This window comes from Bdellovibrio sp. HCB290 (assembly GCF_047305925.1).
Classification (GTDB): Bacteria; Bdellovibrionota; Bdellovibrionia; order Bdellovibrionales; family Bdellovibrionaceae; genus Bdellovibrio.
The window spans coordinates 3,004,143-3,024,596 of the sequence record NZ_CP178620.1 but is presented as its reverse complement, the minus strand read 5'-3'; the positions used below and the strand labels follow the sequence as shown (position 1 = coordinate 3,024,596).

The window sequence follows — 20,454 nt, the reverse complement described above, 5'->3', positions numbered from 1 at the left end:
ATATAACAAATATGGGAATGCTAGATAGATACAAAAAAAAGGGCGGCTTTTATCAATTGCTTCAGTTGTTGGAAACATCACCAACAGCGAAACGGGAGCAATTTCTAACTTTAATTGCGGGCGAGAATCCTGTGTGGGAAGAAGCTCTTCGCAAAAGAATTCTTACTATAGCAAGAGTATATAGTTGGGAAGGACAGTATCTGGTCGAGATATTCTCTCGCGTACAACCGACGACTTTGGCGTATGCGCTTCATGGTAATCCGCAAGAGCAGATTGATAACCTTCTAAGCTGTTTGCCACCCATCTCCAAAAGAAAGATTACCGATCTTATGGCGGAGGCTTCTCCGACTCCGGCGGAAAAAGGGACTTGTGTCTCTAAAATGCTGACTGAGGTTCGCGGCTTTATTGGTCAGGGAATTATTCGTCTGGAAAAGGTGGACCCGGATCTGCATATTCCGGAAAACATCGAAGAGATTTTGAATACGACGTCATTTAACGTCGGATCGATGCCATTAACTGATGCTGCTAAGAAAGATGTAAAACCAAATATCGTTGGGGATTCAGATGGAACTCCAACTGCTGGAGTAAATCAGGAAGCAGAGTTTTTGAAAAGAAAAGTGAATCAGCTGTCATCTGAAGTAAATGCTTTGAAGCACGAGAACACAGTATTAAAGGATAAGCTCGCGCAAATCAAAAAAATCGCATAGCCCGACGATCGTCGGGTTTCAATTTGAGTATTAACTCCACAGGTTTCCTGTTTTCGTCAACCGATTAGACAAACAGGGAACTGCCATTAATCCAGTTACCTTTAGTCCGATAAGCCATTTGAAGCACGTGAGGTGTACTAAATGGTTTTTCTTAGAACCGCAATTATCGCATTATCTTTCGTCGTGTTGGGCACTGAAGCCCTGGCGCAAGTCTCGATAATCAACGAGGAACAGAATGAATCTGATTTCTTGTTGGAGCTGACAAAGGCCCTGGATCCGAATTCAGTTTCGGCCATGGGTATCTTTGAGAAGGTTCCCAAAGCAGATAACAATAAGGACATTGCTCCTTCTTGTGATCCAAAGTTCTTTGAGGACAAGTTGTTATCAGTGCAACGAAGCCCTCATGAACACGCAAAACTAATCAAACAATACATGCAGTCCTGCCAAAGCGAACTGGCTCATAACTCACCAAAAGGGTTGTTGAGTCTGGCAAAAATGGCCTTGGATGAGTATCGTTTCTTTAAGCATCCTCAGGTCAAGACTCTGAATATTCCTTTGGAAAATGGAGTTATAGTGCCTGCGATTGTGGGACTTAAAAAAGATCCACGTCCACGACCTTTGGTTGTCATGAAGTGCGGGGTTTTCTGTGGTGCCGATCAGAATGCATTTATGAAAACCTTCCTGATTCAATTGTTTGATTTGTCTCCTTATAATGTTGTGTTACTGGCAAATCAGACGGGTTTGGATTATCTGAAAGTAAATGGTCATTTTTCCCTGGGTGGTTGGAGTGAGGGTTATGAATCTCTTATTGCCGGCAAGTGGTTGCGTGAAAAGTGGGAACATCGTGACCGCATTTCAAGCATGCATTTGATGGGCATGAGTCTGGGTGGTAATGCTGCTGTTTATGGTGCGGCCTTTAATGACATTTATCCGACATTCAATGGTCAAAAAGTTTTCAGTTCAGCAACAGCGATTTGTCCGGTGATTTCGTTAAAACCGACTTTGGAAAACCTGTACAACAATAACTTGGTGGGGCCGGTTTTCAATCTGATGACTCGTTCACAGTTTCGCGCCGCTCGAAAGTATTTAACTGACATTCCTGACATGATTGCGGATGACCGTCTTCCGGGGCGTAAGCACATGCCGGCTTATTTGGGTGAAATGGCAACAACTTCCATGCAAAGACGTGGCGTCGCAAGTACGACTCCAGCTGAATTTTTCCATGATAATAATTTTTGGAATATTCCGCACAAAATCCAAACACCTTTGATGGTGTGGGGATCTAAAGACGATAATGTCGTTAGTAATAAGTTGAACACGCAAGTTTTTGAGTTTGATGAATATTATGAAAAAGCCGCAAATGTTGGTGTCATCAATGTGAATTACGGAAACCATTGTGCGTTTTCTGCCGCTTACGGATACCAGACTGCCGCAATGGTTTTAAGAAGTTTTGTTTTGTCCAATAGTCCCGAATTTGCGGGATCCTACAAGCGCACGGAAATGCCCTGGAAATTTGGATTTAATAAGATTCCGAATGTCTATCAGCATGTGGGGCAGTCATGGAAGTTCGAGGCGAATTCCGGTAACGTAACGGTGAGCTTTAAAATGTTCAACTCGGTGGCGAATAAAACCTGCTACCATAAGAATCCATACAGTGAGGCTGCGCGTGGGTGTATGACGACCCGTCAGATGACAGTGCCAATCAAGTCATTGGAAAACCTCGGTGCTCGTGTGCCGGCAAATGACGTCGAAGCTCAGGCTTTGACGAGACAATTCAATGCGAAGGTTCAATTTCTTGTTGATGGCAAGCCTTTGAATGGAACCAGCGCTTCCAGTTTCAGTCTAAGTTGGCGCCCACTCTTTGAATAAATTAAAGGCAGCTTTCATTATTCAATGAAAGCTGCCTTCTAGTTTTCTGAATATCAGCTGGCTGCTATTCTACGGAGGAAAGTGCTTTGCGAAGCGCCTCTTCATCTTTCACGCCGATGAACACTAGTTCTGCACGACGATCAGATGAGTTTTTACCACCTACAGCGCCCTCAGATCCTCTGCCGACTGCTGTGATTTTCGAAGAATCCATACCATATCTTTCCAATGCGCTTGCGACTGTGTCAGCACGGCGTTGGGAGATACGTTCGTTGATTGCATCCGTGCCCGTAGCATCAGCGTATCCGCGGATCTCGACTCTTTCATATAGATTGGAGTTTTCATCCAATGCTTTTGCAAGTTTTTGCACTCTTTGTTGGTCGGAACCTGAAAGAGCAACTTGCGACGAACTAAAGTTAATGGATGAATTCCCTGCGATCAGGCTGGACAAAGCCACGTCATTCAGAATTGGTGAAGGTTCTGCTGCCGCAACTGGGCGGGCTGTTTCAGTGTCTGCCACCAAGTCGTCTTCCAGAGATTCTTCAGCTGCTGTAGATCTTACTGAAGTTCTGTAGGCATTCGGATTCCAACCAATTTGCAAGTCGACCATGTACATCATGACCAGGTCGCCCATATTACTTGTTAAGCTTTGAGCACGAAGACCGACACGACCCAGCCATGCCTGCGACATGTCGAATTCTTTTAGACCTTGCAGACCCACGAATTGAGCATCACCTTGTGAGGATGCATAGTTCGGGCCTTGGCTAAAGAATTGATTGCCGACCACACCCATTTGCCAGCGATTGGCTGTGCGGTAACGAGCGGCGATTTCCAGCGCACCATCAGTGCTGGCTGTATCCATCGCAGTGGAATGAGTGAATTGTTGATTGTTCACACCGTAACCCACGTCAAACACCCATGGGCTTTCCAGATACCAAGAACCCAGTAGCTTGACCGACGCCGGTGTCCCTTCAACGTCCTGGATCTCGGAATTATCGTAACCAGTGTAACCACCACCCAATCCAATAAATGGTAGTACGCCCCTTGGGGCTGCTGACGTAGCTTCACGTCCGAACTGCAACGTGCTTGAAGTGGCTGACTGATCTTCCTGTGCTTGGGCCCAAGTCCCTGTGCAGATAATTGCTGCGATGATGAGTTTTTTCATAAAGCGTGTCTCCTTGTTTATGGCAGCTTCAGTATGAACGCTAATAATGCGACAGCAATTTTTTTTCTGATTATGGCAAGATCTGTGTGATCAATCATTTGTGTGTTTGCTCATGAACAAAGGCTACCTAGACGTCTCATTACTTGCGGCTTAATGAACTGCACAAAGAGCTGTAATGGCGAACCAAGGTCGCTTCTACTGGATCACGTTCCTTTTCATCCACTATATAAACTCCGACCGGGTCATGAAGGTCCTTTTCGGGTACGATGCCGTATACGATTCCGGGAGCATAGTAGCGGGAGTCTGCCTGGCGATATGTTAATAGGGCATCGTGACCCGGGCGATTAGAATCATAGACCCAGAACTTCACATCACCATTTTGCTCACGCTGATATCTTTTTACCAGAACCACGTGTTGAGCCACGCGACTGGCACGAATGACGATCAGACTCATTTTATTTAACTGAAGATTTTGAATCAGAAGTCCTTTGGACTGCTGGTTGTTCTTTTTGCTGCGTGAACCACTTCCAATGATCAATTTCAGATTCTTTGCCAACTTATGGAATCGGTCTGTTTCATATTTCTCAATCTCAGTTTTGAAATCGCGGTCGCCAACCCCTCGCATAAGGGCTGCCAGAATTCCGAAATCCTGCCGAGGGTAAGATTCCTGGTTCTGCATTATCGGATAAACAGAGGATCCCCTAAGCATGTTGAGAACTTGTAAAGTGTGGGGACGTGCGTATTCGGAAGGTGCATTCCAGCGCCCCAGATAAAAAAACAGACGTTGAGCTCGGGACAAGGACCAGCAGACTCCCAACTGGTAAAGACCGCTTTTGACATTATATTCCCAATTCGTTGTGGGTAGGTGAAAGTCCGAGGAAAACTGGCGGGGAGACATACGCTTGTAGATCTCAGATGCCGTAATTTTGTTACAAGGCAGATCGGTGACCAAGGAGTCTGATATCGATTTCGATGCCAAAGCCGATTGGGAAGTGAGTGCTGCGAGAAGGATGAATAAAGTTAGAATTCTTTGCATCGCCAGACGCTAGCAAAGATAGTTTTATTAAGCGAAGAAAGAACTATTAAGAGTTGGTCAAGAAAAAGGGCGTGGATTGCACGCCCTTTTGTATTCATGAATCAAATGAAATGAATTACTTTTTTGCGATTAATTTCAATGTCATTTCGAATTCGTCATTGATGATCTTGTCTGCAGTAAGCTCTTTAAAGAAGTTACCAGAGCCATATTTTAGACCCCATTTTGTGCGATCTACTTTCACAGTAGCTTCACCCGTCATCACGCCTTTGTCAGTTGTGATTTTAGCTGGGAATTCGATAGGATTCGTTTTGCCAATCATCGTCAACTCGCCTTTTACAGTCACTTCATCTTTTGCTTTTGGCGTGATGCTTACGATTTTGAATGTTGAAACAGGGAACTTTGTAACATCAAAGAAATCAGCATTGGAAAGATGACCAACCAATTTCTTTTGGTAGTCAGGGCTGCTTTTTAGATCTTCATTAGTGATAGTTGCCATATCGATGTTTATTTGGCCGCCAGTGACTGCGCCTTTCTTATCAACTGTTACTGAACCATCTTTAACTGTAATAGCACCATTATGTGCCGAACCTGCTTTTTTGGTAGCTTTCCATGCAACTGTGCTGGCTTTTGTATCCACTTTATAAACGTCTGCTGCAAAAGCGGAAGTTCCAATCAATAGAACAAGAGCTGCGATCATAGATTTCATCATATTTACCTCTCCTTGGTGTAAATGAACGAACCCTTAAACTATTCAGCAAATAGTGTTGAATCGCAATCTTTTGGATTAAAACCAATACCAAAATCGGAAGTTGCAACGGCAATAAGAAATAGAAAATAAGTTCGGACTTCAAACGAAAATTTCAGAACATACTTAAGTCTGAATGAAATTATCAATTGTTAGAGAATGACGAGGAAAAGGGACGGACGAACCCTAGCAAGTAAGTCCGTACCTTTTGATTATTTTTTTGATTTTTCTAGGCCGAAGGCGTTTAGGATGAACGCGTACTCTTCAGCTTGTTCCCAAAGATGATCGAAACGGCCGGAGACACCAAAGTGCCCGGCACCCATGTTGGTTTTAAAGATCAAGGCATTGTTATTGGTTTTCAATTCACGTAGCTTCGCAACCCACTTGGCTGGCTCCCAGTAGGTCACACGTGGATCATTCAAGCCACAAGTCACGAAGAGGTGAGGGTAGGATTGCTTGGCGACGTTATCGTAAGGGGAGTAGCTCTTCATGTAGTTATAGTATTTTTTGTCAGCTGGATTACCCCACTCTTTGTACTCTATTTGAGTCAGCGGAAGATCTTTGTCGAACATTGTATTGATCACATCAACAAATGGAACGTGGGCCGCAATAGCTGTATATAGATCAGGACGCATATTCATGCATGCACCCATAAGCATACCGCCCGCACTTCCTCCGCAGGCCGCCAACTTGTCTTTGGCAACCCATTTGTTTTTAATCAGGTAGTCGCCGCAGGCATTGAAATCAAGAAAGGTGTTTTTCTTTTTTAGGAATTTACCATTCTCGTACCAGGAGCGACCCATTTCAGATCCTCCACGAGGGTGAGCCAGAGCATAAACAAAGCCACGGTCGATCAGTCGGAATACATCACGTCGTACTGGGAAAGCATCCGGAATGATCGCACCATAGGAGCCATAGCCATAAAGGTAGCCTGGAGCTTTACCGTTCTGCTTTAAGCCCTTTTTGTAAACCAGAGTTAAAGGGACCTTGGCACCATCATGGGATTTAACAAATACCCTTTTGCAAACGTAGTTTGCTTTCTTGTGCCCCTTCACTTCACGAGTCTTCAGGGTTTTGGACTTTCGTGTAACCATGCGATATTCAATGACTGAATCCGGAGTGATAGGGGACGAATAACTCAATCTTACGACATTGGTGTTAAACTCACGATTGCCGCCACCGACACTGACTTCGTAGGCAGCGTCGTCAAAGGAAACCAGATGGTCTTTTTTCTTTTCGATATTGTAGATGCGGATTTGAGGAAGTCCGTTTTGACGCTCTTCCAAAACCAGGAATTCAGAAAAAAGAACGGCAGATGATCTATAGATTTTCTCAGAGGCCGCAATGACAGTTTTCCAGTTTTTTCTTGAAGGCTTATCCACCGGTGTCTTCATGATCTGATAGTTTTCTGCCTTATAGTCAGTGTGAATCCAGAACTCGTTGTTACGATCCATCACATCATAGCGCATTTTGTCTTTGCGGGGTTCAATACACTGAAACTTGCCGTGAGGATCTGTGGACCTTAGGAACCACACTTCATTTGTGACTTTGCCGCCAGTGTGAATGTAGATAAAATCATTAGTCATGGTCGAATAGACATGGACGAAAAATTCAGAATTCTTTTCTTCGTAAACAATCACATCCTTTTTCGGGTCATCACCCAAGGTATGACGACAGACACGGTAGGGACGAAGATTTGCATCAAGTACCACATAGAACAAAGTCTTGTTGTCATTGGCCCAAACACATTCTCCATGAGAGTTTGTCAGTGTGTCCGGCAGGGTTTTGCCGGTTTTCAAATCCTTAAAGTGAATTGAATAGCGTTCAGAGCCGTCAAAATCCACAGCATAAGCCAGAAGATTTTCGTTGGGAGCCACTTCAAGGCTGTTCAGCATGAAATACTTTTTGCCTTTGGCGATGACGTTTCCGTCAAAATAAACTTCATCACGTCCGCCTTTGCGCGGTTTGCGCACATGGATCGCGTATTGCTTTCCCTTCTTATATTGGCTGGAATAAAGATAGTTTCCTTCCGGTGCTGGCACCGTAGAATCGTTTTCTTTGATTCGTGATTTCATTTCCTTAAAGAGTTTATTTTTTAAGGCCGTCAATGGCTTCATGTGGGATTCAAAGTATTTATTCTCCGCATGAAGGTAGGGCAAGGTCTCTGGATGTTCACGGTCACGCATCCAGAAATAGTCATCGATGCGAATGTCTTTATGGTTGTTGAATTTCTGGGGATGTTTTGCGGCTATCGGTGCCTGGATGGATTTCATTTTTAGCCTTCCTTATGACGTTGAGCGAGTCCATTAAACTTGGGATTGTAGGGGAAGTCCAAGGGTTTTGAATCTAATTGAAACGGGATTGTGAGAGGCCTTTATTTCCTTGGGTCCAGATTGAATTTTTCTTCAAAACTCATTCAATGGTCTCGTGAAGTCTGTGCGATGTTTCCCGAATAGTTCCCTCGGAGAGACGACCATGGGAATGAGAATTAATACAAACCTTGCCGCAATTAACGCTCAACGAAACTTAGCGGGGACCCAACGGATCATGAATGATTCGATGGCTAAACTTGCTTCGGGAAGCCGAATTAACAAGGCGGCAGACGATGCGGCGGGTCTGGCTATCTCTGAGAACATGAAGGCGCAGATTCGCTCTGCAGCGCAAGCGCAACGAAATGCCAATGACGGTATTTCCATGATTCAAACTGCCGAAGGTGGGTTGAATGAAATCAGCAATATCATTATTCGTTTGCGTGAACTAGGGGTTCAGGCAGGTTCCGATACGATAGGTGATAAAGAGCGCGGAATGCTGAATAAAGAAGTAGTCCAGTTGCGCGAAGAAATGCAAAGAATTGCAAAGACCACTACTTGGGGCACAACTAAGCTATTGGACGGAAGTGCTCCGGCTTTTGATTTCCAGGTTGGCATTGGCAACGATCCAAAATCAGACCGAATAACCTTTGAAGCGGGTCGAGGCTCAGCAACCCTGGATGCACTTGGGTTGGATGGTTTATCTTATGAGACTAAAGAGGCAGCGCAAAGTGCCCTGGCACGCTTGGATGATGCGCAAATGTCTATTAATGGGACTCGTGCCTATATGGGTGCCTTGCAGAATAGATTAACTTCCAGCGCAGATAACTTGGGCGTGATGCAGGAGAATCTTTCTGCGGCTAACAGTCGAATCAGGGATACTGATGTGGCTGCTGCTTCCAGTGAATTGACCCGTAATAATATTTTATTGCAGGCGGCGACCTCGGTACTGGGTCAGGCGAACTCGTCCAATCAACTGGCATTAAAACTTATCGGCTAATGACAAAAACTATGTGCTAAGACAAAGTGCGGAGTGAATCCTTTATTTATTACTCGTTCTTAATCTAAGATTGAGGACAGGAGGTAGTGATGATTGACTCTGCTGAGCTTCTAAAAAAGAAAAGTCGTAAAGTTAAAAGTGCCTTGTCTGGAACCGAAATTGACGCGTACCTAGCGGCATTAAAAGGTTGGGCCTACGAGGACAATCACATCGTTAAAACCTATTCTTTTGGAAACTACTACGAAACAATGTCCTTTGTGAACGCAATTGCCTTTGTTGCGAACTCAGAAAATCATCATCCTGATCTTTTGGTGTCGTTCAATCGTTGTGTAGTCATGTTAAATACCCACTCTGTTGGAGGGGTTTCTGAGAATGACTTTATCTGCGCGGCGAAAATTGACGCAGTGGCAAGTCACAACTTTGTTCCGGTCGCTCATTAATTTAAGCCGGAGATCCTGTGAACAGGTCTGTCTGATCGGGATTAAGAATTTTCATCAGCGCGATGGCATCAAAGGGGGCTTTCACTTTGAGATCGTTATCAAAGTACACGAAAACATCACGCTTCTTTTTGGACGGGGAGCTGTCTGTCAAGGTGAGCGCATCCCGGGGTTGTGTGCCCGATTGCCAAAGGCGAATTCGATCGGCCCACCAAAGCAGGGAGCTTTGCTTGTAGCCGCTGGTATAAAACTCTTCATCTCCATGCAGACGCAAATAGATGAAATCCGCGGTCACATCCTCCATATAAGGCCACTTACCCGCAGTGTCAGCAAAGACCAGAGCGCAGTTGTATTTCTTTAAGAGACGTACAAACTCGGGATCTTCGAAGCTGTGATGGCGCACTTCGAAAGCGTGTTTTAATTTTCTGGAACTATTGCGAATTTCATCCGAATAGTGGCGGCTATAACGTTCTGAGCGGTCTGCTAATTGAGTTGCTTCCGAAAAGGTCTGAGGCAAAAGTTTTAAAAAATTCTCGAACTCTTCGGGATCAAAACGCAGATTCGGGGGAAGTTGCCACAGGATTGCGCCGAGTTTGTCCTGAAGATTCAATAGTCCGGAGCCAAAGAAATTGATAAGGGCTTTTTCGCAATTCCTCAGACGCAGAATATGGGTAATAAAGCGTGAGGCCTTAATTGAAAAGCAGAAGTCTTCCGGGACCTCGGAGGACCATCGTTGATATGTCGATGGTTTTTGGTTGGCATAGAAGGAACCATTGATTTCGATGGAAGAAACTTTTGTGCTGGCATAACTTAACTCGCGCTTAATGGGCAGGTCTTTGGGGTAAAAGACTCCGCGCCAAGGCTCGTACACCCAACCTGAAATTCCTATTCGTACGGCCATGAAAATTCTCCTTAGAATTACAGTTTTAAAGATTATAGCCCCAATGTCCCAGAGAGATGGCTTGTCTTGCAGCAGACTTTTAGGTTCGTGTTTACGAGGTGCTATAATAGGACAACAAGGAGGCAGTTATGGCTTCAAATAAAAATGAAAAAGAAAGCTTCTCAAGAAAAGCCGGAGACAAAATAGAAGAGATTGGCAGTAAGGTTGCAGAAAAAGCCCCAAAAACGGGCAAAGCCATTCATGATCTTGGTGACAAGATTGAACACATGAATGACAAAAAAAACCAAAGTCGCCGGGTTTAGTCAGATTTTGATTGCTGTTCCTGATGAAGATCTTCTTTGTCAGGAACATGCTTTTTGTTCCGGTCAAGCGGCTTTAAATCCGTAGTTGCCGGGGCATGCAGGCTGGCACCAAATTTATTAAAGCGCGAACCATGACAAGGACAGTCCCAGGTTTTTTCAGCGGTATTCCATTTTACAATGCCTCCCAAGTGAGGGCAGACCGCCGACATTTTAAACACATGACCTTCGGAATCCCTGTAGACCGCGATTCTTTTTAGTCCCTGATTTACAATACAGCCTTCATCCGGGGCCAATGTTTCGACTGAGTCATGGGGTAATACCCAGTCGGCATATTGTTGAAGCGAATTCGAATTTTCCGAAACATAATCCTTCAGTGCTTTTATTGCAAATCGGTGCGGGTCGTAGATGGCGGCAAGTTCCGGCGTATTTCCCTGAATAAGACCGGTGATCAGTTTAGAGGCGATGGCCGAATGAGTGAAGCCATGGCCGGAGTCTCCTGTGACAATGTAAGTGTGTTTTCTGCCTGGTGATCTTCCGATAAAAGCCATGCCATCGACGGGTTCCATTATCTGACCTGACCATTTGGCAACTAATTCGGCCGAGTGAAATCCAATTCTTTCCCTGGCCCACGTCATCAGATTTTCAAAAGCCTTTTCGGGGTGTCCTTCGCCAACGCGGTGGTCTTCGCCGCCAACTAGCAGGATATCACTATCCGGGTGCTGCAAAGAATGACTGATGCGCATGTAGTGATAGGAGTCTGCTGTATCCCAGTAAAGTGCCGCAGGAATGCTGCCCCGGCGCACCCTTAGAGCCAAGCAATAAGTTCGATAGGCGGCAGCTTTAAGATAAATTTGGTTGGTGGTGGTCGGCCCATTTGTCGCAAGCACGATGGACTGACATCGCACCTGGTGATTTCCCTCCATTTCGACGTAGGTTTCCTTGCCCTCATGAAACTGTTCGGCATTGGAATGCTCAAATATTTGTCCACCTTTACTTAGGATCGCCCTTACTAATCCATTGATAAACTTAAGCGGGTGCATCTGAGCTTGATTCTCGAATCGCAAAGCCGGTCCCATCTTAAAAAAGCTCTCTGTGAAGTCTGTGGAGATTTTTAATCCTTCTGCGCCGGCCTCCAAAGCGGCTTCCATTTCTTTGGCAAGATAGGAGGTGTCCTTATCTGGGGAAAGGAACAGATAACCATTCACCCGCTGAAAGTCGCAGTCGATGTTTTCCCTCTTAACGATGTCTTCAAGAAGTTGAATGGCGGCGCGATGACTTTGATAGAACAGGCGCAATTTCTCGCGGCCATGAATCTTGAGGATATGAGCAAAACCATCGTCGATGGCATCTGAAAGGTGGCAGGTGGTGAAGCCCGTTTCGTTTTTTTCCAACGGGCCTCGCTCGACCAGTACTACCTTCAGGCCTTGCTGAAGTAACTCATAGGCGGTCAGAAGTCCGGCAATCCCGGCGCCGACGATACAGACATCTGTTTCCAGCGAGCTTTGCAGTCGCGGCATGTCGGGCAGAGAGTACTCTTTTTGCCAGAGAGATTGATTCTTTTGTTGAACAAAAGCCATTGCCACATCCTTTTATTTACAATTTCCCCTTCATGTTTTCATTCCATGGAAGAAGGGGAAAGCTGTAATTTTGCAGATGTACCTTAGGCAGCTTTGGATGTGACGGATTCGTCTTTGATGCTGCTGACTAGTTCACTGAGTGTCTGAGCGTCACTAAGAAGCTGGTTCGAAGTGGCATTCAGATTTTGTGCATAGTTTGTATTTTGAGAGGTGAGTGTATCCACCTGATGGATTCGTTTTGTAACAGCTTCCAAATCTTTAATCTGCGCACTGCTGGATGATGAGATTTCGGCATTTAAAGTCTGAACACGGTTCACCGCAGTCAAAATTTCACTTAAGGATTTTCCGCTAAGGTCAGCGCTTTGCTCGCCACTGCGGATGATTTCAACATTGCCTTTAACCAGAGCCGAGATGTCCTTGGCTGAAGTAGCACAACGTTGCGCCAGCGTGCGCACCGCTTCCGCAACCACTCCAAACCCACGTCCGTGTTCTCCGGCCCGGGCCGCTTCCACGGAAGCATTCAGCGCCAGAAGATTTGTTTGAAATGCAATGTCTTCAATAATGGTCACGATGTTGCTGATCTCATTGGCACTTGTCGATATTTTTTTAATGGTCTCGATCAGATCAATGATGTGTTTGGAACCGTCTGATGCGACTTTTTTGGAAGCCGTCGAAAGGGATTCCGCCTCTTGAGCCGAACGGGAATTGTTGGTCACCAAGCTTAAGAGCTCGTTGAGCTTTTGCAGGGATTCTTCCAGTTCGGAGCTGACCTTTTGACTTGATTCATTCAGCTTTTTGCCAGTGTCTTCAATGACGGTGCAGCCCTCGAAATTCTGGCCGCTGATTTCAGTCAGCTGCGCAATCGTCGTGTCCTGCATATTGATAAACACGCTGTAGCGTTTGGCGATCATCATCAATGGTACCGTCTCAAGCACCACAAATGCTGCGTGAAGAAGAACGATGCCGAACCCTGCATCGTAGTTAAAAACGCTTTTTGGAAACCAAAGAAAGAAAGCCACATGATGAACTGCAATCGTCGCCGCGGCAGTCAGAATCGGGGTCAATAGCCCGAAGCTTAGACAGAAAGCCAAAGAGACAAAGACGTGAAAATGCATTTCGATCATGCCATTTCCAAGATGAATCAATAGACCCGAGAAACTCATCAAAGAAAAGGCCAGTAAGTTGGGGAGCAGCGCTGACGAAACTCCCAGCAGATAAGCAACCGTCGGAGCGGAAAGAATAAAGAGTCCCATGCCCCAGGCCAACCACTGGCTGTGTCCATTTGTATAAGCCAGGTATGAAAAAACAGGAAAATGGGCAAAGAGGCTGATTAGGAATATCTTAGATCGCGATCTTGTGAAACTTTGTCTAAAGTTCATGGGTCACCTGGTTTGAATATTTCATTGAAAACGGATCAACTAGTTTTTGAAGTTTGCGACTGACAGCGCAGCCGAAAATAGGGAAGTTTGCTACGGCACCTTTACCTTGAAGACTGTTAAGAATCTCCAGGTCCCTGACGGGGCCGCCGTCTTTTACCGGCTTTTCAGAATATCCACCGGCGTATACGGTGTCGCCCTTAGGAGTGGTGATTAAAAGAAAAGGAACACCGAGCTTGGAGATGTCGTCTTTAATTTCATTGGGATCCAATTGGCGAATTACAAATCCTTTTGCAATCAATGATGGCAATTCAACGGGTGGCTTTCCAAGCAGAATGACTTCTTCATGCACATCTGTGGCCGGACCGCGCTTGATAAGGTATTCGAAGATTTTTTCTGAGCATTTACAGGATTCGCTAAGGACGTGTGTGACACTCCACTGACCCGGCTGTGTTGATGCCAATGATGTATTCGAAGAGTAAGACATCAAATGCCAGCCATAGAATTGGGATACCAATCCCAATGTTCCCAAAGCCCAGCACGATAAAATGAAAGTCAGAAATAATTTCTTCACGAGTTTTTGATCGGAGTCGTTTTGACCAATCTTTAACGTGAGGTTCTTTATTTCTAAGAAAATAAGAATGAAAGTGGATGAAGGTCCTGTGCGGACTCGACTCTGCCATAGTCGCAATTGGATATCGGGGTGTCTTTCACATTTTACTGTGTGAATGATCAAACATAGCATGAAGAGATGAAAGCAAAAATGACATTATCCAAGGGCGGCTCGGCGTTTCGCAAAATTGCAATGGGTTCCTGGCACAAAGCTGGAGATCCCTCGGTGTACGGCTTGTTGGAAATCGACATGACCAAAGCGCTGGAATACATGAAAGAATATGAGGCGGCGACAGGCACCAAGCTGTCTATTTCTCATTTGGTGGGAAAAGCGGCAGCAACAGCGATGAAGGAAAGACCCGAGATCAACGGGATGATTCGGTTCAATCGAATCTACTTGCGTGAAAACGTGGATATTTTTTATCAAGTTAATATTCCCGGGAATCCAGAAGACCCAGTAGGCAAGGCCACTTTGACTGGCGTTGTAGTAAGAGCCGCTGAAAACCTGACGGCAGGGCAGATCGCACAAGAACTTACGGACAGATCAAAGGCGATCAAGGGCGGCGCAAAAAGTGATCTTACGAAATCCTTGGATGCGATGAAGTTTATGCCGTGGTCATTGATGCGCATGATTTTGAACTTAACGTCGTTTCTGAATTATGATTTGGGAATTAATCTGACTTGGGCTGGAATGCCAAGAGACGCCTTCGGCTCCATCATGATTACCAATATTGGTGGCATGGGAGCGGATACGGCATGGGCTCCATTAGTGGCCTACTCTAAAGTTCCAATTCTTCTGACAGTAGGTCAGATTAAGCAGCGTGCCTGGGTGACTGAATCGGGAACTGTTGAAGCAAGGCCTGTGGCTCGCATCGGTGTGACTTTCGATCATCGTTTTATGGATGGCACTCATGCGGCGGCACTACAAAAGATCTTTGAACGCTGCTTTGCAGAGCCATCAAAATACTTTGGCGAGGTGAATTCCTCGGCTTATCCAAAACTATCTTCCTTCCCTCTAAAAATGGCCTAAGTTTTGACTTAGGCCTCTCTTAAAACTCTGTCTCACTTCGAGAATGCGATTTCTCTTAGGGAACTTCCCGGAGCGGGAAACGTCTACTAGATTTTAGACAATGTTACTTTTGTCATCAGTTAAAACCATTAGAACCGACAAGTGGGTGGTCCACATATTGCTCATTTGGTAAGGGGGATGGGGTGAAAATGCCTAAGTATCAACTTTTTGGATTTATCGCGCTGGCAGCTTTTTCAGTTGTGTCGTTTCAAAACTGTTCACAGGCGAATTTTTCGCAGGTGCCTGCACAGTTGGCGTCATCGACGCCAGACAATTCAAATACTACTGACAGTGCTTCGCCAAATGATGGACCAAGTACTCCAGACAGCTCGTCGGGAAGTTTGTCAGCTAATGACATCACCCTGGCGGTTAATAAGAATGTGATCTTGAATATCACCAAGGCCAGCATTATCGCCGCAAACAAGGGTAGCATGCTGAAAGTGGATTCAGTGGGTATGCCGAACCTGGGGACTTTAACTGCTAAGGGCACAACCAGTTATGAGTTCGTGTCGGCGACAATTGGTACGGCAACGATGTCGTATACAATTTCAGACAGTAACAATAACGTCGCCAGCGCGAAGATCATTGTTAAAGTCGTTGAGAGTGATATCGCCACAGCACCTTTTTATGGTTGTAACCTTCAAGGCAAGCTTTACAGCCTGGATCCAACAACGGGTACTTTGCTGAAGGAAGTTGATCTGACTTACAATGGCGCGAAATTACCTTGCAGCGACATGGTTATCAGCAATTCCGGTGTGGTTTATGGAAAAGACGGCGATGGTAGTAATAAGATTTATACTCTTGATGTGAGCACGGGTAAGGCCACTCTTTATCAAGGTTCCTTGGTGGCTTCAGGCAACCGCTCTGTCGGTCTAACTTTGAGTGTTGATGGATTAAGCTTGATCACTTCAGAGGAAACCGATCCGGGTAAAAGCAGTCAAACAAACAGTCTGATCCAGGTTTCAAAAAGTGGTGCGAAGACAACTCTGATTCCAGCTACGGACAAATACACAATGTTCGGTGGAGACGTGAAGTTGCTTCCAGACAATAAGATGTACTGGACAATCACGAACGAGACTTCGACATTGTGTCGTAATAATCCGAAGGCTGGTAACCAAGCGGTTCTAAGATACGATCCTGTTGCAAACGAGAAAAAAGAGATCGCTTGCTTTGATAAACGCAATATCTTCGGTCTTGGATTCGCTTCCAAAGCTCTGTATGGTTTCAGTGAGCAAGGTAATCTGGTGAAGGTCGATATTAATACTGGTAATACGACTTTAATTAAAAATACGGGTCTAACCTTCATCGGGGCGGCTGCGAATCCAATCCTTTGGTAGGATTTCACAAAAGTAATATTCCATGTAAAAAGCCCGCGCAGAGCGGGCTTTTTCATTCACAAGTACGAGTATCTTTTTCAAAGACGGGTGGCTTTCATACAAGATGAAGGCTCCCCATTGTGATAATCGAAAAGCTCAGGCATTTTGCCCTCATTAATCAAAATCAATAATGAGGTAACCGATGAAAAAAATCATCCTTTCAATAGCGACTCTTTTGTTGGCACAAACGGCTTCTGCGGAAATCACTGCAAACTCTTCATGGGAAGAGATCTTTGCTGCCAAGGGTCCTTACAGAATCCACGCTCCCGTAGTTTATATGGGTCGCGCTATCGACTACACTTACGTTTGTAAGGACGGTCAAAACCTTCGCACAATTGGGCCGGTTGATATCGTTTACAACGATAACTATGGTGATGGACCTACTAAATTTGAAGTGGTTCGCAGCGAAGTGCTTTCGACTCCGATCAACTTCGTTCAGAAGGAAGACTTTTGTGATGCTTCCTACAGCCGTGTCTTGTGTACACCAATGACTTATTCTGGCAGCTACCCTCTGACTGTAGAAATCAGTGTAGGTCGCAAAATGAACAAGGGACGCGAAGTCTACATGTTCACCAAATCCTACACGGTGCCAGATTGCGCATCTGTTGATGTTAAGTAGTTAGACTTAAAAATTTGTTTTTTGGAAGGGTCCGCAAGGACCCTTTTTTATTTTAACAGTGTTTGTTTTCAAGTCAGGCCATCGTTTGCCAATGCTTTATGAGCAGTTTTAAGCTGTCTAATCGAGGATTGGAGGACGGATGAGCCCAAGAGCGATTGTATCTTTCTTTTTGACGGTTTTGTTATTGGAACCTGCCAATACATGCACAAGATTTTTGTGGTCTACAGAAGGCAAAAGCGTTGTCGTGGGCCGCAATATGGATTGGGGAGAAGAGATCGGCTCCAACATGTGGCTTTTGCCCCGGGGGATGGAGCGCGACGGAGCTGTTCAGGACAATCCTCTGAAGTGGACATCGAAGTATGGAAGTGTGATTTTGACAGTTTACGATATCGGTACGGCAGACGGTATCAATGAAAAAGGGCTGACTGCGAATATCCTGTATCTGACCGAGAGTGATTTTGGTCCACGCAATCCAAAGATTCCAGGTATGTCGGTGTCCTTGTGGGCGCAATACTTCCTGGATAATTTTGCGACCGTAGATGAAGCGGTAGAATCGCTTAAAACAAATCCTTTTCAACTGCAAACTTTTGGTGTGCAGACCTCCATGGGGCGAAAAGAGGGATTAGTTCATTTGGCCATTTCTGACAAGAAAGGCGACACAGCCGTTATCGAATACATCGCAGGACAGGCAAAAATCTATCACGATAAGAGCTATAAGGTGATGACGAATTCGCCGCCTTTTGATCAGCAGTTGGAAACATTAAAGCAATATCAGGGCTTCGGTGGAACCAAAGAGCTCCCTGGGACCACGGCTGCTGCGGATCGATTTGTTCGAGCGGCTTATTACTCACAGAAACTGCCACAGCCAACTGATTACCGGGAGACGGTGGCTGGGGTGCTGAGCGTTTTGCGGAATGTATCTCAGCCCTTTGGGACACCTGAACCAGCAAGGCCCTACATATCGACGACTCGTTGGAGGTCAATCGCAGATATGACCCGGGGAGTTTATTTTTATGAAAACTCCTTGAGTCCCTATATGGTCTGGGTGCAATTGGATCACCTGGATTTTAAAAGGCGGGCACCCGTGCAAAAAATCACGTTAGTCAAAAACTATGATTTAAGCGGGGATATTTCGGGCTATTTCAAGCCGGTCAAAATGTTTGAATTCCAAGGAGCGATACCAGATAAGCAATTGGGAAAGGCGCATTGAACAGAGTAAAAAAAAAGGGGACTTGGAAGTCCCCTTTTTCATTCTTACATAAGTTCTTTTGGAACACCTTTTGGAATCGCACTCAAAAGCTTCTGAGTGTATTCGTGCTGTGGATTTGAGTAGATGTTTTCAGCTGTGTTCATCTCTACAATCTTACCGCCGTACATTACTGCCACGTCGTCAGAGATGTATTTAACCACTGACAAGTCATGGGAGATAAAGATGTACGTCAGGTTCATTTCGTCCTGAAGATCCAATAGCAGATTCAGAATTTGTGCCTGAATGGATACGTCCAGGGCGGAAACGGATTCGTCACAAACGATGAAATCAGGTTTAACCATCAAGGCGCGTGCGATGCTGATACGCTGTCTTTGGCCGCCGGAAAACTCATGCGGATAGCGGTTCATCACGCCTGGAGACAAGCCCACTTTTTTCATCATAACCGCAGCCATTTCTTTGCGTTGGCTGTCGTTGTCACCCAAGTTATGAATTTGCATTGGCTCCATCAGGATAGAACCAATTGTCATACGTGGGTTCAAAGATGCAAAAGGATCCTGGAATACGATCTGCATTTTCTTGCGTACCGGAAGCATTTGGCGCGCAGAAAGCTTCGTGATGTCCTGGCCTTCGAATACGATTTGACCAGCGGTGGAATCCACAAGACGCATCAATGTGCGACCTAGTGTGGTTTTACCGCAACCTGACTCGCCCACAAGACCCAATGTTCTGCCTTTTTGAACAGAGAAAGAAACGCCGTCAACGGCCTTGGTGTAACCTTGTACGCGTCCTAGCAAACCACCCGTGTGTGCAAAGTGAGTTTGCAGGTCTTTCACTTGCAGAATCACCGGAGCATCAGAAGCATGCGCCGCTTTCTTAGCTTGAATGGAGTCAGCGCTTGGACCTGGCAATTCCTCACCATTAGGGCCCATGAAATCGCTTAGTACCGGCAAACGCGCCAAGTGACTGGAAAGAGAAGGGCGGCAAGCCAACAAACCTTTTGTGTAAGGGTGTTGTGGGCTGGTGAAGATTTTTCTAGAGACGTTTTTCTCTACAACTTCGCCCTTGTTCATAACGATAACTTCGTCAGCGATATCTGCAACAACACCCAGGTCATGCGTGATGAACAGCATGCTCATTTGTGTTTGTTTTTGAATGTCAGCCAATAGATCCAGAATTTGCTTTTGGATTGTTACGTCCAATGCAGTTGTTGGTTCGTCGCAAATCAAAACATCCGGATTACAAGCAATCGCCATGGCGATCATGATACGTTGACGTTGACCGCCAGAGAATTTGTGAGGGTAGAAGTAAAGTCTTTCCTCTGGATTAGGAATACCAACTTTTTTCAAAAGCTCCACGCCGCGAACCAAAGCTTGTTCCTTGGTCAGGTTTTGGTGAAGCATCAAAGTTTCAGTGATTTGGTCAGCAACAGTCAGAACCGGATTCAAGCTGGTCATCGGCTCCTGGAAAATCATGGAGATTTTAGCACCACGGATTTCGCGCATTTTGTCTTCAGGAAGTTTTAGAAGGTCGTTGCCTTCAAACAGAATTTCGCCGCTGGTAACTTTACCCGGGTGGCCGATCAGGCGCATGATTGCCAAAGAGGTGATACTTTTTCCAGAGCCGGACTCGCCCACAAGGCCGACAGTTTTGCCTTTAGGGATCGAAAAGGAGATGTGTTTTACAGCTTTAACGATGCCGTCATCCGTTTTGAATTCAACAGCAAGGTTTTTAACTTCAATGACATTGTTATTGTTCATTTTTCTCTCTTCCTGGGTAGCAGCAATACATTATCCGGTTCAGTCACTTCCCGGCTGTCCGGAGGTGTAACCTTCGGCGCTGGGTGGGCCCCTTCGCCGCCGTCCAAGAGTAGCAGATAAGCCGACAATCTGTAAGCAAGATCGTGTGCTGCGTAGTTACTTAACTGGATGCGCATGGGCCCAAAGTTTATCTGAATTAAGTCATTTTTGTCGTCTCGTCCAAAATAAAATTCATCTGTGGTATCGAAAAATGTTCTTTTTTCTGGATAGTCCATGAGAACCCCTCTGCTTAGGCCATTTATGTTCACGGGGTGGGCTGAATCGGTCAATAAAATGGGCCCTGTTCCCGAATTGGTTTTCAATGGGCCTTCAATTGGAATTCATTTAGTT

General features: G+C 45.5%; 19 protein-coding genes. 9 read left to right on the top strand and 10 right to left on the bottom strand.

Features of this window, described 5'->3' with window-relative positions; genetic code table 11:
* Nucleotides 1–11 precede the first annotated feature (11 nt).
* On the top strand, nucleotides 12–707 hold the full coding sequence (locus ACLVWU_RS14780; RefSeq protein ID WP_413575615.1) for a FliG C-terminal domain-containing protein: 696 nt from the start codon (nucleotides 12–14) through the stop codon (nucleotides 705–707).
* A 141-nt stretch (nucleotides 708–848) separates the two neighbouring features.
* Complete coding sequence (locus ACLVWU_RS14775; RefSeq protein ID WP_413575614.1) at nucleotides 849–2,576, top strand: alpha/beta hydrolase family protein; 1,728 nt, start codon at nucleotides 849–851, stop codon at nucleotides 2,574–2,576.
* A 64-nt stretch (nucleotides 2,577–2,640) separates the two neighbouring features.
* On the opposite strand, the gene ACLVWU_RS14770 is transcribed toward ACLVWU_RS14775, so the two are convergent.
* The 4 genes from ACLVWU_RS14770 to ACLVWU_RS14755 all read right to left on the bottom strand — a co-directional run bounded on the left by ACLVWU_RS14770 (nucleotide 2,641) and on the right by ACLVWU_RS14755 (nucleotide 7,792).
* Complete coding sequence (locus tag ACLVWU_RS14770) at nucleotides 2,641–3,738, bottom strand: OmpA family protein (protein WP_413575613.1); 1,098 nt, start codon at nucleotides 3,736–3,738, stop codon at nucleotides 2,641–2,643.
* Between the two features lie 139 nt (nucleotides 3,739–3,877).
* Entirely contained in the window at nucleotides 3,878–4,774 is an 897-nt protein-coding gene (locus ACLVWU_RS14765) for a hypothetical protein (protein ID WP_413575612.1), read from the bottom strand.
* Between the two features lie 115 nt (nucleotides 4,775–4,889).
* Nucleotides 4,890–5,483, bottom strand: coding sequence for a YceI family protein (locus ACLVWU_RS14760; RefSeq protein WP_413575611.1), 594 nt, complete (start codon nucleotides 5,481–5,483; stop codon nucleotides 4,890–4,892).
* Between the two features lie 248 nt (nucleotides 5,484–5,731).
* Complete coding sequence (locus ACLVWU_RS14755; RefSeq protein ID WP_413575610.1) at nucleotides 5,732–7,792, bottom strand: S9 family peptidase; 2,061 nt, start codon at nucleotides 7,790–7,792, stop codon at nucleotides 5,732–5,734.
* A 202-nt stretch (nucleotides 7,793–7,994) separates the two neighbouring features.
* On the opposite strand from ACLVWU_RS14755, the gene ACLVWU_RS14750 reads away from it, so the two are divergent.
* Together ACLVWU_RS14750 and ACLVWU_RS14745 are read left to right on the top strand one after the other, a co-directional pair.
* Nucleotides 7,995–8,828: a flagellin gene (locus tag ACLVWU_RS14750; RefSeq protein ID WP_413575609.1), complete on the top strand. Its 834-nt coding sequence runs from the start codon at nucleotides 7,995–7,997 to the stop codon at nucleotides 8,826–8,828.
* A gap of 89 nt (nucleotides 8,829–8,917) precedes the next feature.
* Nucleotides 8,918–9,268 (top strand): 4a-hydroxytetrahydrobiopterin dehydratase, encoded by a 351-nt coding sequence (locus ACLVWU_RS14745; protein WP_413575608.1) that lies wholly within the window; start codon nucleotides 8,918–8,920, stop codon nucleotides 9,266–9,268.
* Nucleotide 9,269: 1 nt separating this feature from the next.
* Here the strand turns inward: ACLVWU_RS14745 and ACLVWU_RS14740 are convergent, their stop codons facing one another.
* Nucleotides 9,270–10,166, bottom strand: a complete 897-nt coding sequence (locus tag ACLVWU_RS14740) for a DUF72 domain-containing protein (protein WP_413575607.1) — start codon at nucleotides 10,164–10,166, stop codon at nucleotides 9,270–9,272.
* Nucleotides 10,167–10,294: 128 nt separating this feature from the next.
* Here ACLVWU_RS14740 and ACLVWU_RS14735 point away from each other — a divergent pair, with 128 nt between their 5' ends.
* Nucleotides 10,295–10,468, top strand: a complete 174-nt coding sequence (locus ACLVWU_RS14735; RefSeq protein WP_413575605.1) for a hypothetical protein — start codon at nucleotides 10,295–10,297, stop codon at nucleotides 10,466–10,468.
* Here ACLVWU_RS14735 and ACLVWU_RS14730 read toward each other — a convergent pair.
* The 3 genes from ACLVWU_RS14730 to ACLVWU_RS14720 all read right to left on the bottom strand — a co-directional run bounded on the left by ACLVWU_RS14730 (nucleotide 10,465) and on the right by ACLVWU_RS14720 (nucleotide 13,995).
* Complete coding sequence (locus tag ACLVWU_RS14730; protein ID WP_413575604.1) at nucleotides 10,465–12,045, bottom strand: FAD-dependent oxidoreductase; 1,581 nt, start codon at nucleotides 12,043–12,045, stop codon at nucleotides 10,465–10,467. The two genes, ACLVWU_RS14735 and ACLVWU_RS14730, sit on opposite strands and share 4 nt — an antisense overlap.
* An 83-nt stretch (nucleotides 12,046–12,128) precedes the next feature.
* Entirely contained in the window at nucleotides 12,129–13,298 is a 1,170-nt protein-coding gene (locus ACLVWU_RS14725; protein WP_413575603.1) for a methyl-accepting chemotaxis protein, read from the bottom strand.
* A gap of 115 nt (nucleotides 13,299–13,413) precedes the next feature.
* Complete coding sequence (locus tag ACLVWU_RS14720) at nucleotides 13,414–13,995, bottom strand: hypothetical protein (RefSeq protein WP_413575602.1); 582 nt, start codon at nucleotides 13,993–13,995, stop codon at nucleotides 13,414–13,416.
* 177 nt (nucleotides 13,996–14,172) lie between these two features.
* On the opposite strand from ACLVWU_RS14720, the gene ACLVWU_RS14715 reads away from it, so the two are divergent.
* The 4 genes from ACLVWU_RS14715 to ACLVWU_RS14700 all read left to right on the top strand — a co-directional run bounded on the left by ACLVWU_RS14715 (nucleotide 14,173) and on the right by ACLVWU_RS14700 (nucleotide 18,307).
* Nucleotides 14,173–15,063 (top strand): 2-oxo acid dehydrogenase subunit E2, encoded by an 891-nt coding sequence (locus tag ACLVWU_RS14715; RefSeq protein ID WP_413575601.1) that lies wholly within the window; start codon nucleotides 14,173–14,175, stop codon nucleotides 15,061–15,063.
* Nucleotides 15,064–15,245: 182 nt separating this feature from the next.
* Nucleotides 15,246–16,439: a hypothetical protein gene (locus ACLVWU_RS14710; protein WP_413575599.1), complete on the top strand. Its 1,194-nt coding sequence runs from the start codon at nucleotides 15,246–15,248 to the stop codon at nucleotides 16,437–16,439.
* A 181-nt stretch (nucleotides 16,440–16,620) separates the two neighbouring features.
* Nucleotides 16,621–17,097, top strand: a complete 477-nt coding sequence (locus ACLVWU_RS14705) for a hypothetical protein (protein ID WP_413575598.1) — start codon at nucleotides 16,621–16,623, stop codon at nucleotides 17,095–17,097.
* Between the two features lie 139 nt (nucleotides 17,098–17,236).
* Complete coding sequence (locus tag ACLVWU_RS14700) at nucleotides 17,237–18,307, top strand: linear amide C-N hydrolase (protein ID WP_413575597.1); 1,071 nt, start codon at nucleotides 17,237–17,239, stop codon at nucleotides 18,305–18,307.
* 44 nt (nucleotides 18,308–18,351) lie between these two features.
* On the opposite strand, the gene ACLVWU_RS14695 is transcribed toward ACLVWU_RS14700, so the two are convergent.
* Together ACLVWU_RS14695 and ACLVWU_RS14690 are read right to left on the bottom strand one after the other, a co-directional pair.
* A complete protein-coding gene (locus ACLVWU_RS14695) occupies nucleotides 18,352–20,064 on the bottom strand; it encodes an ABC transporter ATP-binding protein (protein WP_413575596.1) in 1,713 nt (570 codons plus the stop codon).
* Nucleotides 20,061–20,339 carry a hypothetical protein gene (locus tag ACLVWU_RS14690; protein WP_413575595.1) on the bottom strand — a complete coding sequence of 93 codons (279 nt, stop codon included), beginning with the start codon at nucleotides 20,337–20,339 and terminating at the stop codon, nucleotides 20,061–20,063. The genes ACLVWU_RS14695 and ACLVWU_RS14690 overlap by 4 nt, the downstream gene beginning before the upstream one ends.
* Nucleotides 20,340–20,454 lie beyond the last annotated feature (115 nt).

Coding starts and splice junctions, on each gene's coding strand:
- ACLVWU_RS14700 (WP_413575597.1), top strand. CDS start 17,237: ATGAGCCCAAGAGCGATTGTATCTTTCTTTTTGACGGTTTTGTTATTG.
- ACLVWU_RS14730 (WP_413575604.1), bottom strand. CDS start 12,045: ATGGCTTTTGTTCAACAAAAGAATCAATCTCTCTGGCAAAAAGAGTAC.
- ACLVWU_RS14745 (WP_413575608.1), top strand. CDS start 8,918: ATGATTGACTCTGCTGAGCTTCTAAAAAAGAAAAGTCGTAAAGTTAAA.
- ACLVWU_RS14755 (WP_413575610.1), bottom strand. CDS start 7,792: ATGAAATCCATCCAGGCACCGATAGCCGCAAAACATCCCCAGAAATTC.
- ACLVWU_RS14765 (WP_413575612.1), bottom strand. CDS start 4,774: ATGCAAAGAATTCTAACTTTATTCATCCTTCTCGCAGCACTCACTTCC.
- ACLVWU_RS14780 (WP_413575615.1), top strand. CDS start 12: ATGGGAATGCTAGATAGATACAAAAAAAAGGGCGGCTTTTATCAATTG.
- ACLVWU_RS14760 (WP_413575611.1), bottom strand. CDS start 5,483: ATGATGAAATCTATGATCGCAGCTCTTGTTCTATTGATTGGAACTTCC.
- ACLVWU_RS14725 (WP_413575603.1), bottom strand. CDS start 13,298: ATGGGACTCTTTATTCTTTCCGCTCCGACGGTTGCTTATCTGCTGGGA.
- ACLVWU_RS14695 (WP_413575596.1), bottom strand. CDS start 20,064: ATGAACAATAACAATGTCATTGAAGTTAAAAACCTTGCTGTTGAATTC.
- ACLVWU_RS14735 (WP_413575605.1), top strand. CDS start 10,295: ATGGCTTCAAATAAAAATGAAAAAGAAAGCTTCTCAAGAAAAGCCGGA.
- ACLVWU_RS14690 (WP_413575595.1), bottom strand. CDS start 20,339: ATGGACTATCCAGAAAAAAGAACATTTTTCGATACCACAGATGAATTT.
- ACLVWU_RS14705 (WP_413575598.1), top strand. CDS start 16,621: ATGAAAAAAATCATCCTTTCAATAGCGACTCTTTTGTTGGCACAAACG.
- ACLVWU_RS14750 (WP_413575609.1), top strand. CDS start 7,995: ATGGGAATGAGAATTAATACAAACCTTGCCGCAATTAACGCTCAACGA.
- ACLVWU_RS14770 (WP_413575613.1), bottom strand. CDS start 3,738: ATGAAAAAACTCATCATCGCAGCAATTATCTGCACAGGGACTTGGGCC.
- ACLVWU_RS14775 (WP_413575614.1), top strand. CDS start 849: ATGGTTTTTCTTAGAACCGCAATTATCGCATTATCTTTCGTCGTGTTG.
- ACLVWU_RS14715 (WP_413575601.1), top strand. CDS start 14,173: ATGAAAGCAAAAATGACATTATCCAAGGGCGGCTCGGCGTTTCGCAAA.
- ACLVWU_RS14740 (WP_413575607.1), bottom strand. CDS start 10,166: ATGGCCGTACGAATAGGAATTTCAGGTTGGGTGTACGAGCCTTGGCGC.